Raw genomic sequence first — 16301 nt, 5'->3', positions numbered from 1 at the left:
AGGTGTTGAAGTAGATAATGCAAAACCTTCAACGGGATAACCATTGGATACAATTTCATGGCAGTGATGGACGCTCTTATGTTTACTACTGGGGAGAGCAAGTGATGCCTGATGAACAAGCAAACATGTTTTTCAATGTTATTAACAACATTTCACATATCTCGTTGAGTTTTTAGTCACTTTGACTGCAAACCTTCAACATCAAAATAGAGCGGCTTTAAGGTGCCACAGTTGGCAAATTTATAGGTTAATTCGCTAGCATTTGGGACGCGTTTTGATGTGCGAAATTTTTGCAGACAGGCATTAGTTAAATCTGCAAAAATAAGGTGATTAAAACTCGGTGCTTGGGTTATTTTATGGATATAAATTCGCTCATTATTTTTGAGGGTGATCATGTCGTATTCTTGCCACTGCGATGATTCGTTCAAATCAGTTAATTCCCGCGCATAAAGTAATTTACTCATTACAATAGGTCTATGTTGATAAACCAAACTGCCATCGCGCTGGTAGTGTCCGGCATACACATCTGCCGTAATTGTTAGTTCTTCGCCACGCATTAGCCGTTGAATATTAAATGGTTGTGGTTTGATAGTAATAAGCTCTGCATCACGTACCAGGCTTAAAAAAGCGACATCTGGGTTTTCAATTTGATAAACAACTTGCACATCGTGAGGTAATTTATAAGTCGGTAGGCTAACTGCAAAAATACGCGAGCCTTGATTAACGAGCACCATAGCATGCTCTGCATTGTAAGCTGGGTTAATCGGCGGAAGCTCTTCTTTTACAGCTTCTTCTTCGGCGTTAGCAATACTCGACATAAATGCAAGTAACAAAATAAACAACAGTCGCATAATGATCTCAATAAAGGTATGAATTTAAAGTGTAGTCAAAAATACTGTTTTAGCAGTTTTATACTCTGCTTTTAAAACAGCGCAGCTTGCTCTATAACAATTGCGTGGCGTTTTGCAAGGCGCAAGTGATCTCTGTCATAACCTCCGCCAATCACGCTTGCCACTGGCGTATTGTGCTCAATACAGCGCTTAAACACTAAGTGATCACGTTTTTCAATGCCTTGCCAGCTAACATCAAGCTTACCTAAGCCATCTTGTTGCCAAATATCAACTCCGGCATCATACAGCACTAAATCAGGGTTAAGTTCTCTGAGTAAAAAGCGCAAGGTATCATCAACAACCCCTAAATATTCATCATCTTGCATATTATTAGCTAAACCAATGTCGAGATCGCTGGCGGATTTGCGAAATGGAAAATTCTTTTCACAATGAATCGAGCAGGTATATGCATAAGGTTGGTGTTGTAATATGGCTGCGGTGCCATCGCCTTGGTGTACATCTAAGTCAAAAATCAATACATTGGTCACTTCAGCTGATTGAATCAGCGTTTGAGCAGTAAAGGCTAAGTCGTTGACCATACAATAGCCAGAGCCAAAATCGCTGTGAGCGTGGTGTGTACCGCCGGCTAAATGGCATGCAATGCCGTGCTCAAGAGCTAAGCGCGCAGTTTGCAACGTGCCTTGAGGTGCGGTAAAAGTTCGTGCCATTAATTGTTCAGACCAAGGTAGCCCAATACGACGCATCGCTTTATCATCTAAGCGGTTATGCCATAAATCTTGAATGTAATTATCACAATGTACCAATTCAAGCGCCTCAGGGCTGCCAAGTTGAGGTGTGATTAGGTTGCTATTCGCCAAACCAAGTGCTTTTACTTGTTGGTATAAATGGGCAAATTTACTCATTACAAAACGATGGTTAGGATCAAAGTTAAACGAATAGTTAGGGTGATAAACCAGCGGTAAGTGTTGATTAAGAGCCATAGTCAGATTGCGTTGCGAATTTTCTCTAGGGTAACCTACAGGGCAATTTCAATCCAGTTACTTGCTTTACGCACTGTGGATCAAACTCTCAAGTTCACGGTGCAGTAGTGTATCGTCAGCGAGGTTTAACTCAATTAAACGCTTTAAATGGGTAATACTATCTATATCAATATGGGTACATTTTAAACCTATATGTTGTTGTTCGATATGGCAAATAGTGACAGTCATCGCGATGATTACTTCACTTTGCGGGAGTTTAAAGGCAAGAATAGCACTACTGTTTTTTGTAAAGTTAAAGTCATTATTGCGACTAACTAGAGCGCCATTTAATGATATATCGAGCAACTGGCAGGGGTAACTATGGGTATTATTGGTTAAATGCGCGGGAGTTGAAAATAAAATGCGCGTGTAATGTCGGCGGTTTTCCATCATTATTCCTTTTAGGAGTATTAGGATTAAGTGTAGCCTGTTTTTTAGTCAGCATGTGTAATTAATACCAATCGACTTAAATATTTAACCATTCTAGCGAGCTAAATAAAGCGCTAACTGCGTTATAAATTTTTCATGTAGAACAACTACATGTCAAAATTTATGTCTTGTTATCACTCCATTTATCTGTCGCTATAAATGGTCAGTAACTTAACACGATTGGTATAAGCTGAACTCTGGATCGTGAATCTCTGATCTATATTCCAGGTTAATAAAAAAAGCCCCACATAAATATGGGGCTTAAAAAATGTTTAGAACCTAGAACTTAACCTATCTTTTTGTACTTAATACGCTTAGGTTGCGTAGCCGCAGTGCCTAAGGTCTTTTTAAGCCATTCTTCATATTCAGTGTAGTTACCATCGAAGAAGTTAATTTGGCCTTCGTCACGGTAATCAAGAATATGTGTTGCAATACGGTCTAAGAACCAACGGTCATGCGAGATACACATAACGCAGCCTGGGAATTCTAAAATAGCGTTCTCAAGGGCACGTAATGTTTCAACGTCCAAATCATTGGTTGGCTCATCCAGCAGGATAACGTTGCCACCGGCTTTTAATAACTTAGCTAAGTGTAAGCGGTTGCGTTCACCACCTGACAAGTCCTTAACAAATTTTTGCTGATCGTTACCTTTGAAGTTAAAGCGACTAACATAGGCACGGCTTTGGAATTCAAAGTTACCAATTTTTAGTACGTCTTGGCCGTTTGAAATTTCTTGGAAAACAGTATTGCTGTCATCCATATTGCCACGGAACTGATCAACGGTTGCCAGTTCAACCGTTTCACCTAGGTTAATTTCACCGCTGTCTTGTTTGTCTTCACCGCTGAGCATTTTAAACAGCGTTGATTTACCTGCGCCATTGGCACCGATAATGCCAACAATTGCGCCTTTAGGCACAGTAAAGCTTAGATCATCAATTAACACGCGATCGCCAAAGCTTTTCTTCAAGTTTTTAACTTCAATAACTTGATCACCTAAACGTGGTCCAGGTGGAATAAATAGCTCGTTGGTTTCATTACGTTTTTGGTAATCAGACTGCTGCATTTCAGTAAATTGCGACATACGCGCTTTTGACTTAGCTTGACGACCTTTTTGGTTTGAACGTACCCACTCAAGTTCTTGTGCAATTGATTTTTGACGGGCTTTTTCAGACTTTTGCTCTTGCTGCAGGCGCGCATCTTTTTGCTCAAGCCAAGAAGAATAATTACCTTCCCATGGAATACCTTCACCACGGTCAAGCTCTAAGATCCAGCCAGCTACATTATCGAGGAAGTAACGGTCATGGGTTACCGCCACAACAGTGCCTTCGTAATCATGCAAGAAGCGCTCAAGCCATGCTACAGATTCTGCATCTAAGTGGTTAGTCGGCTCATCGAGGATAAGCATATCTGGTTTTTCAAGCAATAAGCGGCAGATAGCCACTCGGCGACGCTCACCACCTGACAAGAATTCAATTTTAGCATCCCACTCAGGTAAGCGCAGGGCATCTGCGGCGCGCTCTAATACGTTGTCGATGTTATGACCATCGTGGGCTTGAATAATTGCTTCAAGCTCACCTTGCTCTTTGGCTAGTGCGTCAAAGTCAGCATCTTCCATCGCGTATTCGTTATATACTTCATCAAGACGGTTAAGCGCGTTTTTAACTTCGCTGACTGCTTCTTCCACAGTTTCACGAACCGTTTTGCTTTCATCTAGAATAGGCTCTTGCGGTAAGTAACCAATTTTAGTGCCCGGTTGAGGATATGCCTCACCTTCAAACTCTTGATCAAGGCCGGCCATAATACGTAGCAACGTTGATTTACCAGAACCGTTTAAACCAAGTACACCAATTTTTGCGCCCGGGAAAAAATGCAAAGAAATATCTTTTAAGATAGTGCGCTTAGGTGGCACAACCTTAGATACTCGACTCATCGAGAAAATAAACTTATCAGGTAAAACCATGGAAGGAGCCTTCAAATAATAATAAAAATTTCAATGTTGTATTGTAGTGGCTCACAGGTGAAACAGTCAACGAATCAACCAAATAACAATGTGCTAATTCGCGAGCAATACTCCTACACCGATTAAAGCAAGCAAGCCGCCTATTAACATTTTATTGGTAACGGGCTCGCGCTTTATAAAACCAATGCTCATTACAATTAATGGCGCGGTTGCGAAAATCGTTTGTGCAATGGCTGGATCGGTATATTTAACTGCGCCAAGTTGAAGCCATAAACCAAGGAAAGTGCCTAAAAACACAGCCGCAAAAAACCATTGTTTGCCGCTAATTCCCCTCAGAGTTAGTGCTTGTTTAAATTCACTGCTTTTAAATACTGCAACAACTAAGGCCACAGTCATCGTACCTGCTGCTAATCTAATTAATGCCGCCCATAAGCTACTCATATGCTCATTATTGAGTGCGCCTTTAGACATCACCATACCGAGCGCTTGGCAGATAGCAGCTGCAAGGGCACATAAAACACCTTTGCGATAATGTTGATGATCAACCTGTGGCAATGTTTTTTCAGGCTTGATTGCTATTACTACGCCAATGGTTGTAAGTACAATACCGCACCATGCAAATGGCGATAAATAATGATTTAATAGCAGGATATTAAAAACCCCCACAAGGGCTGGAGCAAGGGACTCAATAACTAACGTGCGAGCAGGGCCAATATTTCGCAGCGCAGTAAAATAGGCGCTATCGCCAATCGCAATCCCAATCACCCCGCCAGCAATTAGCCAAAGCCAGCTTGTCAGATGATGTGGTAGTGCAGCGTCTTGAGTAATCGCAATAGTCGCTAACATCATGGCACTTGCTAACACGCCTTTACTGATGTTTAGCTGCATAGGCGTTAAGTGATGGCTAAAACCTTTATATAAAATGGTCGAAAGCGCCCAAACAATAGCTGCTAATATAGCAAAAAGTTCTCCTAAGCCTAGCCAATCAATCACGTTTACCACCTTAAAATAAAATCAACAGGCGCATTATGGCGAGCGGTTTTTAGAATGCAAAAGAATAGCTAAAATAAATTCATTTGGACATCTAAACATCTAGAGGTTGAAATTTCCAGCTATCCGTTCATAATTAGCCATTGGTTAATTATGCCTTGGAGATGAGTATGCCTATTACCGTTAAAGATGAATTGCCCGCAATTGCGAAGTTACGTCAAGAAAACGTATTCGTAATGCCAAAAAGCCGCGCTAAAACCCAAGAGATCCGTCCGATGCGCTTGGCGATTTTAAACTTAATGCCTAATAAGGTAGAAACCGAGGTGCAATTTATTCGTTTGCTCGCTAATTCACCCTTACAAGTGAATGTAGAGCTTCTACGTTTAGACACTCATCGCAGCAGTAGCAATTCAGAGCAGCATTTAGACACTTTTTATCGTTATTTCTCTGAAGTGAAAGACAACAATTACGATGCATTACTCATTACCGGCGCACCATTGGCACATTTAGAATATGACGATGTAGCCTACTGGGATGAACTAAAAGTAATTTTAGATTGGGCGGAGCAGCATGTAACCTCAACATTATTTTCGTGTTGGGCGGCTCACGCGGGTTTATTTCATCATTATAATCTAAAGCGTGAACTAAAAGAAAATAAGCTCTGTGGCGTGTTTACCCATAAGTGTTACTTTGAACATGGAGCCTTAACGCGTGGTTTTGACGATACCTTTGTAGTGCCGCACTCGCGTTATGGTCATATTGATATTGAAAAAATTAACGCTTGTGATGACTTAGTTGTGCTGGCAGGTTCAGAGCAAGTGGGCGCTTACTTAATAAAAAATAAATCCGGCAGCCAAGTGTATATTACCGGGCATCCTGAGTATGATGCAGACACTTTAAAAGGCGAATATCAGCGCGATTTAGAAAAAGGCCCTGATGCGCCATTGCCTGAAAATTACTTTCCAGAGAACAACCCAGATAACGAACCGTCGAAAACTTGGCAAAGCCATGCCTTTTTACTGTTTTCGAATTGGTTAAATTATTATGTGTACCAAACCACACCCTATGATATTAATTTAGTTAGCCAAGCCGTAAGGACTAACAACTATGCCGAATAATTTAGAAAACAAAAGCGCCGAGTTAATTGAAGCGTTAAAACAGCGTATTTTAATTCTTGATGGTGCTATGGGTACCATGATCCAAGAACACAAATTAGAAGAACACGATTACCGTGGCGAGCGCTTTAAAGACTGGCATGTGCTAATTAAAGGTAATAATGATTTATTAAGCATTACACAACCAAAAATTATTGCTGATATTCATCGTGGCTTTTTAAGTGCAGGTGCCGATATTATCGAAACCAACACCTTTAATTCGACTACAATTTCGATGGAAGATTACGATATGGCCAGCATCAGCCGTGAAGTAAACTTAGAGTCAGCTAAATTAGCACGCAGTATTTGTGATGAGTTTACTGCTAAAAATCCAGCAAAACCACGCTATGTAGCGGGTGTTTTAGGGCCAACCTCAAAAACCTGTTCAATCTCACCGGATGTGAACGACCCCGGTTATCGCAATGTCACGTTTGATAAGTTAGTCACCGCGTATGTTGAATCAACCCTTGCTTTAATGGAAGGTGGTGTTGATTTAATTTTGATAGAAACAATTTTTGATACGCTTAATGCAAAAGCGGCTTCATTCGCGGTTGAAGAAGCGTTTGAACAAGCAGGGCGCAAGTTGCCTGTGATGATCTCTGGCACCATAACCGATGCCTCGGGCCGTACGCTGTCAGGGCAAACCACCGAAGCATTTTATAATTCTATTCGTCATATAAAGCCAATTTCAATTGGCTTGAACTGCGCGCTAGGTCCAGATTTATTGCGCCAATATGTAGAAGAACTATCGCGTGTTTGCGAAACCTTTGTCTCTGTTCACCCCAATGCTGGTTTACCGAACGAGTTTGGGGAATATGATTTAGAAGCACCTGAAATGGCTCAAGAAATTATCGATTGGGGCAAGTCTGGCTTTATCAATATTGTTGGCGGTTGTTGTGGTACCACACCTGCACACATCAGGGCATTTGCGAAAGGGCTTGAAGGTGTTAAACCTCGCCTATTGCCAGAGCTTGAAGTGCGTATGCGCTTATCAGGCCTTGAAGCGTGTAATTTAAACTAAGGTAGCCGAGATGACACAAAAAATAGCAGTATTTACCAACGTTGGCGAACGTACCAATGTGACCGGCTCAGCCATGTTCAAACGTTTGATCATGGAAGAAGATTACGAGACCGCGCTTAATGTTGCCCGCGAGCAAGTAGAAAACGGCGCACAGGTTATTGATATCAACATGGATGAAGCCATGCTGGACTCAAAAGCCGCCATGGTGAAATTTTTAAATTTGATTGCCTCCGAGCCTGATATTTCTCGCGTGCCAATTATGGTTGACTCTTCTAAATGGGAAGTCATTGAAGCGGGCTTAAAGTGTATTCAAGGCAAGGCAATTGTAAACTCAATCTCGCTAAAAGAAGGTGAAGAGCCATTTATTCGCCAAGCTAAAATTATTAAACGTTTTGGCGCCGCTGCAGTGGTTATGGCGTTTGATACCGACGGCCAAGCAGATACAGCCGATCGCAAGTTTGAAATTTGTCAGCGTAGTTACCGCATTTTGGTGGATGAAATTGGCTTTGCGCCAGAAGATATTATTTTCGATCCCAACATCTTTGCGGTAGCAACCGGTATTGAAGAGCACGACAACTACGCAGTTGAATTTATTGAAGGTACACGTCGCATTAAGCAAAACTTGCCACACTGTAAAGTGTCGGGTGGGGTGTCGAATGTATCGTTCTCGTTTCGTGGGAATAACCCCGTGCGAGAGGCTATTCACTCAGTATTTTTATATCACGCAATTCAAGCGGGTATGGATATGGGAATTGTTAATGCAGGGCAACTCGCTGTGTATGATGATATTCCAGCGGAGCTGCGAAAAGCCGTTGAAGACGTTATTTTAAATACCGATCCAGGTGCAGGTGAACGTTTAGTTGAGTTGGCACCTAAATACTCAGGCATGGCACAAGCCGAACGCGTAGAGGATTTAGAATGGCGTACTTGGCCGGTCGAAAAGCGCCTTGAACATGCTCTTGTTAAAGGCATTACTACCTTTATAGATGAAGACACCGAAGAATGCCGTGCTGCTGCCGATAAACCTATTCATGTGATTGAAGGGCCGTTAATGGACGGCATGAATGTGGTAGGCGATTTATTTGGCGCAGGTAAAATGTTCTTACCGCAAGTCGTTAAATCAGCGCGAGTGATGAAGCGCGCAGTGGCCTACCTAGACCCTTACATTGAAGCAGAAAAAGAAGAAGGGGCTACTAACGGTAAAATCGTGATGGCCACCGTTAAAGGTGACGTACATGATATTGGTAAAAATATTGTTGGCGTAGTACTGCAATGTAATAACTATGAAGTTATCGATTTAGGCGTAATGGTGCCTGCAGATAAAATACTGCAAACCGCGATTGATGAAAAAGCCGATATTATTGGTTTATCAGGGCTGATTACACCATCGCTTGATGAAATGGTGCATGTTGCCAAAGAAATGAAGCGCCGTGGTTTTGAACTACCGCTATTGATTGGTGGCGCGACTACCTCAAAAGCGCATACTGCCGTTAAAATCGAGCCACAATATGACAAAGGCGTGGTGTATGTAAATAACGCCAGTCGCGCTGTAGGCGTGGTTTCTAACTTATTGTCGAAAGAGCATAAAGCTGAATTTTTAGCAAAAACCAGCGCTGAATATGTCAAAGTACGCGAGCAGCAAGCACGCAAAAAACCACGTTCAAAACCGGTTACTATTCAACGTGCCCGCGACAACGCCGCCAAGCTTGATTGGGATAATTACACTCCACCGGTGCCGAAAAAGCTGGGCGTGACAGAGTTTAAAAATGTCTCGATAGCCACTTTACGACAATACATAGACTGGACGCCGTACTTTATGACCTGGTCAATCGCTGGTAAATACCCACGTATCATGACCGATGAAGTGGTTGGCGAGCAGGCGCAAAGCTTATTTAAAGACGCTAACGACATGTTAGACGATCTTGAAAAGTCTGGCAGTTTGCAACCGCTTGGCGTAATTGGTTTATTCCCAGCTAATCGCGTGGGTGACGATATTGAAATATACACAGACGAAACTCGCGCTGAACTATTAACCACATCGTGCCATTTACGTCAGCAAACAGAAAAAACCGACTTTGCTAACTACTGCTTAGCTGATTATATCGCCCCGAAAGGCACGCCTGATTACTTTGGTGCATTTGCGGTAACAGGCGGTCTTGAAGAAGACGACTTAGCTGATGCGTTCGATGCACAGCAAGATGACTACAACAAAATAATGGTAAAAGCGGTGGCAGATAGACTCGCCGAAGCCTTTGCTGAGTACTTACACGAACAAGTGCGTAAAGAATATTGGGGTTTTGCCCCAGACGAAAACCTTGCGAATGAAGATCTTATTCGTGAAAACTATCAAGGTATTCGCCCAGCACCCGGTTACCCAGCGTGTCCAGAGCACACTGAGAAGAAGAAAATCTGGCAACTACTCGACACTGAAAAGCGCATTGGCATGCAGCTCACCAGCTCATACGCCATGTGGCCCGGTGCTGCGGTATCAGGCTGGTACTTCTCTCACCCTGAGGCTAAATACTACGCCGTAGCGGCAGTACAAAAGGATCAGGTTGAAGACTACGCTAAACGTACCAACATGACGCTGGAAGAGGCCGAAAGGTGGCTGTCGCCTAATTTGGGGTATGAGCCGGAATAGGGCAGCTTTAAGCGGTAAGTGATAAGTAAAAACGAGTCAAATTAGGCTCGTTTTTTTATGAATAATAATTGTATAAGCTGGTGATTTATTACCTTTGTTTGGTGGAGTTATTCAATGATGCAATTTAAGTCATGTTGGTAGGGGATAAGTCACCAAAATAGCATTATGAGTTTATCTAGGCGTAAACTTATAATGATTCGCAACGACTTAAAAACTGTAATTATAACTGTAGGTATAAGGGGATTGTTTTTGACTTTTACCTAACGCCTAGTTTCTTTACGTCTCCTTATTAATCAATATTTTAACTAAAGGGCTACACATGAAGTTTCTAAATCTCACTTTACTGTGCTTATCTCTACTTTTCGCATCAAATACGTTTGCGCTTGAGCAGCAGTATCATCAAAATATTTCATCTATTATTGCCGCGTTTAAAGATGATGATAAAGCGGCGGTTGCTGCGCTGGTTAGTTATCCGTTAAAGCGCAGCTATCCAGTGCCTGCTATTAATAATCAAGCTGAGTTAGTCGAACGTTTCGAGCAGGTATTTGATCCGCAGCTGACTGCACAGATTGCCAATTCAAATATCGATACTGACTGGGATAAGGTGGGCTGGCGCGGCATTATGCTAAATAGTGGCATCGTTTGGGTTGATAGCAACGGTAAAATTATCGGTATAAATTACCAAACAGCCAAAGAGCAGTTGCTAGCGAAACGTTTAATAGCAGCTGATAAACAAGCGCTGCCCCCAAGTGTTAATACTTTTGCAGAGCCTATTTTAGATTGGCAAACTGCTAAATTCCGTATTCGTATCGATGACTTAGGGGATGGAAACTTCCGCTATGTATCGTGGAGTATTGATAAAAAACTCAGTGATAAACCAGATATTGTTTTAGTTAATGGCGATATAAAGTTTGACGGTAGCGGTGGTAACCATAGCTACACATTTAACAATGGCCGTTACAGCTATGTATTACAAGTTACAGTGATCGGCTGTGATACCTCGCCACCAGGTTGGCTTGAAGTATACAAAGACGATAAGCGTATTTTGTCTCAGGATATTATAAACACTGGAAGTTAAAAGTTAATTATCTTAGATGCAAAAAAGGGGAGTGTGCTTCCCTTAAATATAGGGCGCTATTTTATTAAATACGCGCTTTAACAAATGCCGCAATTGCATCGTCTTGGCAATGTGTGAAAAAACACTCTTGAAAACGAGCACCGCCAATGGCTTGTTTAATCAGCTCAGGGTCAATGGCTTCAAGTGCGCTTAAGTAATCTTTAGCTACATCTGCTTTTAGTTGATTTAAGATACATATGAATAGTTCGTTACCTATTGGCCATTGAGTTTGGTTTTAAATTTGCGAAGTTATGGTTATGCATTACTCGGTGCTAGCCACTTTTTAACTTTGTTAACCTTTGTTAAATTTTGTTAATAGGTTCTTTATTTTTAAATGTTTGATTATATAATGCTGGTGCTAATGGATCATTATAATTAAAAATAAAATACAAAGGATTAGGGAATTGATTAAATTATCTTGCTTTACTTTACTCATGATGAGTGCTTATTCAGTAAATGCTACTGATGCAGAACACTTACAAAATACTCAAGAAAATACCTATGGTGATGCTGTTTTAGTTAACGGTCAAAAAATAAATTTTGATAAGTCACACTTCGATAGCTTAACTACAAAAGCTAAATTATCTACACCTTCAAAAAATAATACATCTTTTCAAACTGCTACTAACAACCAAAATATTGAACTTACAAGTGTATTTCGTGATTTCTCATTAGACAACTCTATGGGTCAAAAAGGCTTATATGTTACAGCGCTAACAGGGTTGAATAGTATGCATATTATATCTGCCCAACAGAGCAGCTTTAATATCATTGAATATACGAAGGATGAGTATCAGGTAACAGCTCGTTATGATTTTGACAGCAGTATTCAAGATACAGCACTGTTAAAGGATAATGTGACTGATACCTATTATTTATATGTATTAGAAGGCAAATTTTTAAAAAAGGTTAATTTAGTCACTCAAAAGGTTGAACTAAGCACGGAGCTAACTTTTGATTATTATAATGCTGATTCAGTCGATGCTTTTGATATAAATAATGATGGCAAAGATGAGATTATTGTTTATAGAAACAATGAGCTGTTAGTGCTCAATGCTCTTGATCTGTCTGAGTTAGCAGCACTTAAAAATGCACAGCAAAAATTTGTTCTGGGATCATTTACTCAAGCTAACGTTAAAGAAATCCTATTTAGTGATGGTGCGGTTTTTCGGTTTGAAAATGATACGTTTGTGCTGCATAAACAACTTAATTTAAATGCTAGTGGCGAACACCTGATAGCAGTGGATATAAATAACGATGGCTTAGACGAAGTAATTAATGGGCAGAGTTGGAAAAGCATAGAGATGTTGAGCCCAAGTACAGAAAAAGTTTTGTGGACAGCTCAGAGTGGCCAAGATATTGATAAAGTTATTGTTGCAGACATCAATAAAGACGGCATCGATGATTTAGTTTACGGTGACGGCCAGTGGGGTCAGTTGTACGCGCTTTCACTTACAACTGGTATTGAGTTTTGGAGTATAAAAAATCCTGGACATGGTGTGTCAGGTATTGTCGTTGACGATTTTAACGGTGACGGCAAACAGGATATTGCTTGGGGAGCGGGTTATTCATCTTCAGGTGAAGATGAGTTTCAGATCCATAATGTGGATGATAAAACTAAGCAATGGTCTAAAAAAATTAAGCAATATTCTAATAAATCTTTAGCGCTTGCTGATATCAATAATAATGGAAGTTTAGATGTACTTTACACACTAACTGATAGTAATTCTCTATATGTTGTTGATACAAAAACAAAAACTAGAATTCTTACAAATATTGAGCTGAAAAATGACTGGGATAGTAATACTTTGATTACTACCGCTGATTTATTCAATGACGGTAAGAATTATATAATTTCTGGTAGTTCTGCAATATATGATGCAAATGTTCAGGTTTTTTCTCCTGATAGTGGTGAGGAGATATTTCAAACAAAGCTTGGTAGCGGTGATTATGTCAGTGCGTTAACTGCGTTTGATATCAACAATGATGGCAAGCTAGAAATAATTGTAGGCAATGGTGCTGAACATACCGGCAGTGAAGGGAATTTTTTCAAGGTCTTAAATGGACAAACAGGGGAAGTGTTAAAAATATCGCCTAGTTTGGGTTTTTCTTGGCGTGGAATGAGCTCAATAGTAACTGGAAGCTTTATTAACAATGACAATATCGACATTGTTAGTTTAGTGGATGGTTCTCTAGTTGGTTATGATTATTCTAACAATACCATTATGAAGGTTACCCTAAGCCAAAGCTTTAACGGTTTAGTTAATGTTATTGCTAACGGAGAACAATCTTTAGTAGCGTCTAGCTCTAGTGGGTCGCTGTATAAGGTAGCTTTAAACGGTCAAGAAACATTAATCGCTGAAGTGTGCCAAGGCACTTTAAATAACTTGGTATCAGTAAGAGCGGGATTTGTGCAATATTCGTGTTCAGATCAATTTGGTGAGTACGATTTAGATAATAATACGATTTCATATAGGATCGACAGAGCTAACGAAGCTAGTTGGTTAGCAAGTACGACGTTCAATAATGTTGACTATACACTGTTGTCAGGTAAGTCATTAGAAGTGTTTTCTAACCAAACGGCTGTACCTTTAACTAAACCAGATAATATTAGCTATTCAGGTCACGTGTTATCAAGTATTCAAATAGATTTACCTGTTGCTGATGATATTGATTATGTTGTATTGGATCAAAGACCAACCTTAGGCAAAGTAGAGTTCAGTGATAGGAAAGCGGGATTGTTGACTTATGTTCCTTCTGGAGTTACAACCGGTACTGATGTGCTTAACTACTACACCGTTAAAGGGCGTGCGCGTTCGGCTGTAGCAAGTTTAACATTAGATTTGACAAATACGGCTCCGGTTGCAAATAACATGACACTGCAAACACATTGGAATACGCCACTTAATTTTAACCTTGAGGGGCTAGATGAAGATGAAGAAAATCTGGTATTTGATATTAAAAATACGCCTGCGCATGGGCAGATTCAGTTAATCGATGCTGCATCTGGGAGTGTTACATTTTCGCCAAGTGGGGAGTCACTTGAGCCAGTGTCAGTAAGCTATACAGTCAGAGATTCTTTAATAGAAACTAAAATACATAATGTAGTTATCGAGTTTAAAAATACGACTCCACAAGCTCAAAATTTAACCTATAAAACGTCTTATAATAGCGAAGTAAATGGCCGTTTTTCAGCACTAGATAATGACGATGATACGATTGAATATGAGCTAGTTACTGAGCCTAATTCAGGGAGTTTTAGCTTTGAAGCTGATACTGGGTTGTTTAAATTAACTCCAACAGAAGAAGAAAGTCATACGATTACTTTTAGCTATATCGCTAAAGATAAGTTTGCTAGCTCTGCGACTCAAACTGTCACCGTGAATGTTGAAGGTAAGCAAGGTGCGCCTTCATCTGAGTCTAGTTCAAGCTCAGGTGGTGGCATCTATTATCTAATTGCATTGCTATCGTTTTCTCTTCTTGGTAGACGCCGACAAATTTATAGTAAATAACTTACTATAGATAAAAAACCGCCAAGTGGCGGTTTTTTCATAAAAGCAGTTGCTATGCTTTAGGTTAATGGCCTTTCTCAAACTCATCAACTTCGCGCTCAGCTTCCTCTTTCGATTTACCGTATGCTTGTTGAATTTTACCAACAAGCTCTTTACGACTACCTTCAATTTTATCTAAATCATCGTTGGTAAGGTCGCCCCATTTACGTTGCGCTTTACCTTTAAGTTCTTTCCAATTACCTTCAATACGATCGCTATTCATAATTTACTCCTTGTATAGATAAGTGATTTTCTTGTCGTGTTCAGTTATTAAAGAGCAAACTCTATACCATGCTAGATATTTATTTTATTTCATTTTAAATCATTGCTTTACGATCTATTCTCTCGGTAGCTATTAGATTGTGTGTTTAATTATTACGTTAATGTGTGTAATTATTACGACCTTGAAAAGTAGGGATTGATTATTAATATTTGTGTGGGAAATTCACTTTTTAGAATTTTCCTTTAACTATTTCATATAAAAAAGCCAATGAAATTTATATATTACATTGGCGTGTGCGTATTAATTAGAGTCAGTACGAATACTGGATATATTTAAATACGCGCTTTAACAAATGCAGCAATTGCGTCGTCTTGGCAATGTGTGAAAAAACACTCTTGAAAACGTGGGCCGCCAATGGCTTGTTTAATCAGCTCAGGATCAATGGCTTCAAGTGCGCTTAAGTAATCTTTAGCTACATCTGCTTTTAGTTGATTTAAAATACCTGCATTTGTTACTTGAGATTCTTTACGCTCTGCAGGATACCCTTGGCCTTTTTCGCCGGTAAATGCTTTTTCGAATATGTATTTAATATTAAGCTCAGCGCCCCAGCCAAAGCCTTTGGCATAGGGTAAAGCGAGTGCATTGCCATTGTTTATTTGCGCAAACAGGTAGGCATCAGATGGGTCAATGCAGTAGCCACATGTTACACCAGGAAATGCATTGCTCGCCATTAACGCGCCTTGGCCAGTACCACAACCGGTAACTACAAAGTCTACCGCTTTTGAGTTGAGCAGTAGGCTTGCAATGATCCCAAGGTGAATATAGGTTAATCGATGATCGTTATCGCCATCCATACCTACATTAAATACTTGGTGATTTTGGGCATTAGCCACAGTGTTAAGCTGTTCAAGTACTGTAGGGTTTTTTGCCGCTTGACTGAATTCGTTCATTAATGCGATTTTCATTTGACTCTACCAATTTTGTTAACGTTGAGTTGATTCTACATACCAATGCTACCGGTGGCAAATATTGTTGTCTATTACATATTATTACTTATGTAAGTTGCCTGAGAATAATTAGTAACCTATTCGAACTTTGAGTTTGGCTTCCCTTTTTCTAAATAGTTGCTATGCATAACTCGATGTTTTCAGTTTTTTGTTAATTACATAACAGCAGATGTTTTTATTCATTATTGTGGTTACCTTAATCCTAATACCCCTAGCTTGCTTTTTCTTTTATAAAAAACAGTATGTTAAAAACGTAGGTAAAATTACCTATTTACTAAAGCAATAGCTAGGTCAATAGTGTTGTTGAAGTATGTATTCAGTAAATACAATTAACCCTA

14 protein-coding genes are annotated in these 16301 nt (G+C 40.1%); 6 read left to right on the top strand and 8 right to left on the bottom strand.

Annotation, left to right across the window (positions count from 1 at the left end; all coding sequences use genetic code 11):
• Nucleotides 1–17 precede the first annotated feature (17 nt).
• Nucleotides 18–176 (top strand): hypothetical protein, encoded by a 159-nt coding sequence (locus H5182_RS03830; RefSeq protein ID WP_182731471.1) that lies wholly within the window; start codon nt 18–20, stop codon nt 174–176.
• Here H5182_RS03830 and H5182_RS03825 read toward each other — a convergent pair whose 3' ends face one another.
• From H5182_RS03825 to H5182_RS22520, 5 genes are all read right to left on the bottom strand, one after another.
• Nucleotides 177–851, bottom strand: coding sequence for a hypothetical protein (locus tag H5182_RS03825; protein ID WP_182734668.1), 675 nt, complete (start codon nt 849–851; stop codon nt 177–179).
• A gap of 71 nt (nt 852–922) precedes the next feature.
• The gene (locus H5182_RS03820; protein WP_182731469.1) at nt 923–1831 is read right to left on the bottom strand and encodes a histone deacetylase; all 909 of its coding nucleotides are present in this window, start codon (nt 1829–1831) and stop codon (nt 923–925) included.
• Nucleotides 1832–1897: 66 nt separating this feature from the next.
• Nucleotides 1898–2260, bottom strand: a complete 363-nt coding sequence (locus tag H5182_RS03815; RefSeq protein ID WP_182734665.1) for a PilZ domain-containing protein — start codon at nt 2258–2260, stop codon at nt 1898–1900.
• 325 nt (nt 2261–2585) lie between these two features.
• Nucleotides 2586–4259 carry an energy-dependent translational throttle protein EttA gene (ettA, locus tag H5182_RS03810; RefSeq protein WP_145241364.1) on the bottom strand — a complete coding sequence of 558 codons (1674 nt, stop codon included), beginning with the start codon at nt 4257–4259 and terminating at the stop codon, nt 2586–2588.
• 93 nt (nt 4260–4352) lie between these two features.
• On the bottom strand, nt 4353–5252 hold the full coding sequence (locus H5182_RS22520; RefSeq protein ID WP_182759559.1) for a DMT family transporter: 900 nt from the start codon (nt 5250–5252) through the stop codon (nt 4353–4355).
• Nucleotides 5253–5419: 167 nt separating this feature from the next.
• On the opposite strand from H5182_RS22520, the gene metA reads away from it, so the two are divergent.
• The 4 genes from metA (at nt 5420) to H5182_RS03785 (ending at nt 11143) form a co-directional block, all read left to right on the top strand.
• Nucleotides 5420–6367 (top strand): homoserine O-succinyltransferase, encoded by a 948-nt coding sequence (gene metA, locus H5182_RS03800; RefSeq protein ID WP_149982020.1) that lies wholly within the window; start codon nt 5420–5422, stop codon nt 6365–6367.
• Nucleotides 6357–7424, top strand: coding sequence for a homocysteine S-methyltransferase family protein (locus H5182_RS03795; protein WP_182734663.1), 1068 nt, complete (start codon nt 6357–6359; stop codon nt 7422–7424). Before metA ends, H5182_RS03795 begins: the two co-directional genes overlap by 11 nt.
• Before the next feature lie 10 nt (nt 7425–7434).
• Nucleotides 7435–10065 carry a methionine synthase gene (metH, locus tag H5182_RS03790; RefSeq protein WP_182734662.1) on the top strand — a complete coding sequence of 877 codons (2631 nt, stop codon included), beginning with the start codon at nt 7435–7437 and terminating at the stop codon, nt 10063–10065.
• Between the two features lie 319 nt (nt 10066–10384).
• Nucleotides 10385–11143, top strand: coding sequence for a hypothetical protein (locus tag H5182_RS03785; protein WP_182759558.1), 759 nt, complete (start codon nt 10385–10387; stop codon nt 11141–11143).
• 64 nt (nt 11144–11207) lie between these two features.
• On the opposite strand, the gene H5182_RS03780 is transcribed toward H5182_RS03785, so the two are convergent.
• The gene (locus tag H5182_RS03780) at nt 11208–11375 is read right to left on the bottom strand and encodes a hypothetical protein (RefSeq protein ID WP_310736440.1); all 168 of its coding nucleotides are present in this window, start codon (nt 11373–11375) and stop codon (nt 11208–11210) included.
• 211 nt (nt 11376–11586) lie between these two features.
• On the opposite strand from H5182_RS03780, the gene H5182_RS03775 reads away from it, so the two are divergent.
• Nucleotides 11587–14694 carry a VCBS repeat-containing protein gene (locus H5182_RS03775; protein WP_182759557.1) on the top strand — a complete coding sequence of 1036 codons (3108 nt, stop codon included), beginning with the start codon at nt 11587–11589 and terminating at the stop codon, nt 14692–14694.
• Nucleotides 14695–14758: 64 nt separating this feature from the next.
• Here the strand turns inward: H5182_RS03775 and H5182_RS03770 are convergent, their stop codons facing one another.
• Nucleotides 14759–14956: a CsbD family protein gene (locus H5182_RS03770; RefSeq protein ID WP_145241378.1), complete on the bottom strand. Its 198-nt coding sequence runs from the start codon at nt 14954–14956 to the stop codon at nt 14759–14761.
• A 332-nt stretch (nt 14957–15288) separates the two neighbouring features.
• The gene (locus H5182_RS03765) at nt 15289–15921 is read right to left on the bottom strand and encodes an RpiB/LacA/LacB family sugar-phosphate isomerase (RefSeq protein ID WP_182731463.1); all 633 of its coding nucleotides are present in this window, start codon (nt 15919–15921) and stop codon (nt 15289–15291) included.
• Nucleotides 15922–16301 lie beyond the last annotated feature (380 nt).

It is taken from the genome of Pseudoalteromonas sp. SG44-17 (assembly GCF_014164235.1).
In the GTDB taxonomy this organism is placed as follows: domain Bacteria; phylum Pseudomonadota; class Gammaproteobacteria; order Enterobacterales; family Alteromonadaceae; genus Pseudoalteromonas; species Pseudoalteromonas rhizosphaerae.
This window is presented reverse-complemented; position numbering and strand designations above follow the sequence as displayed.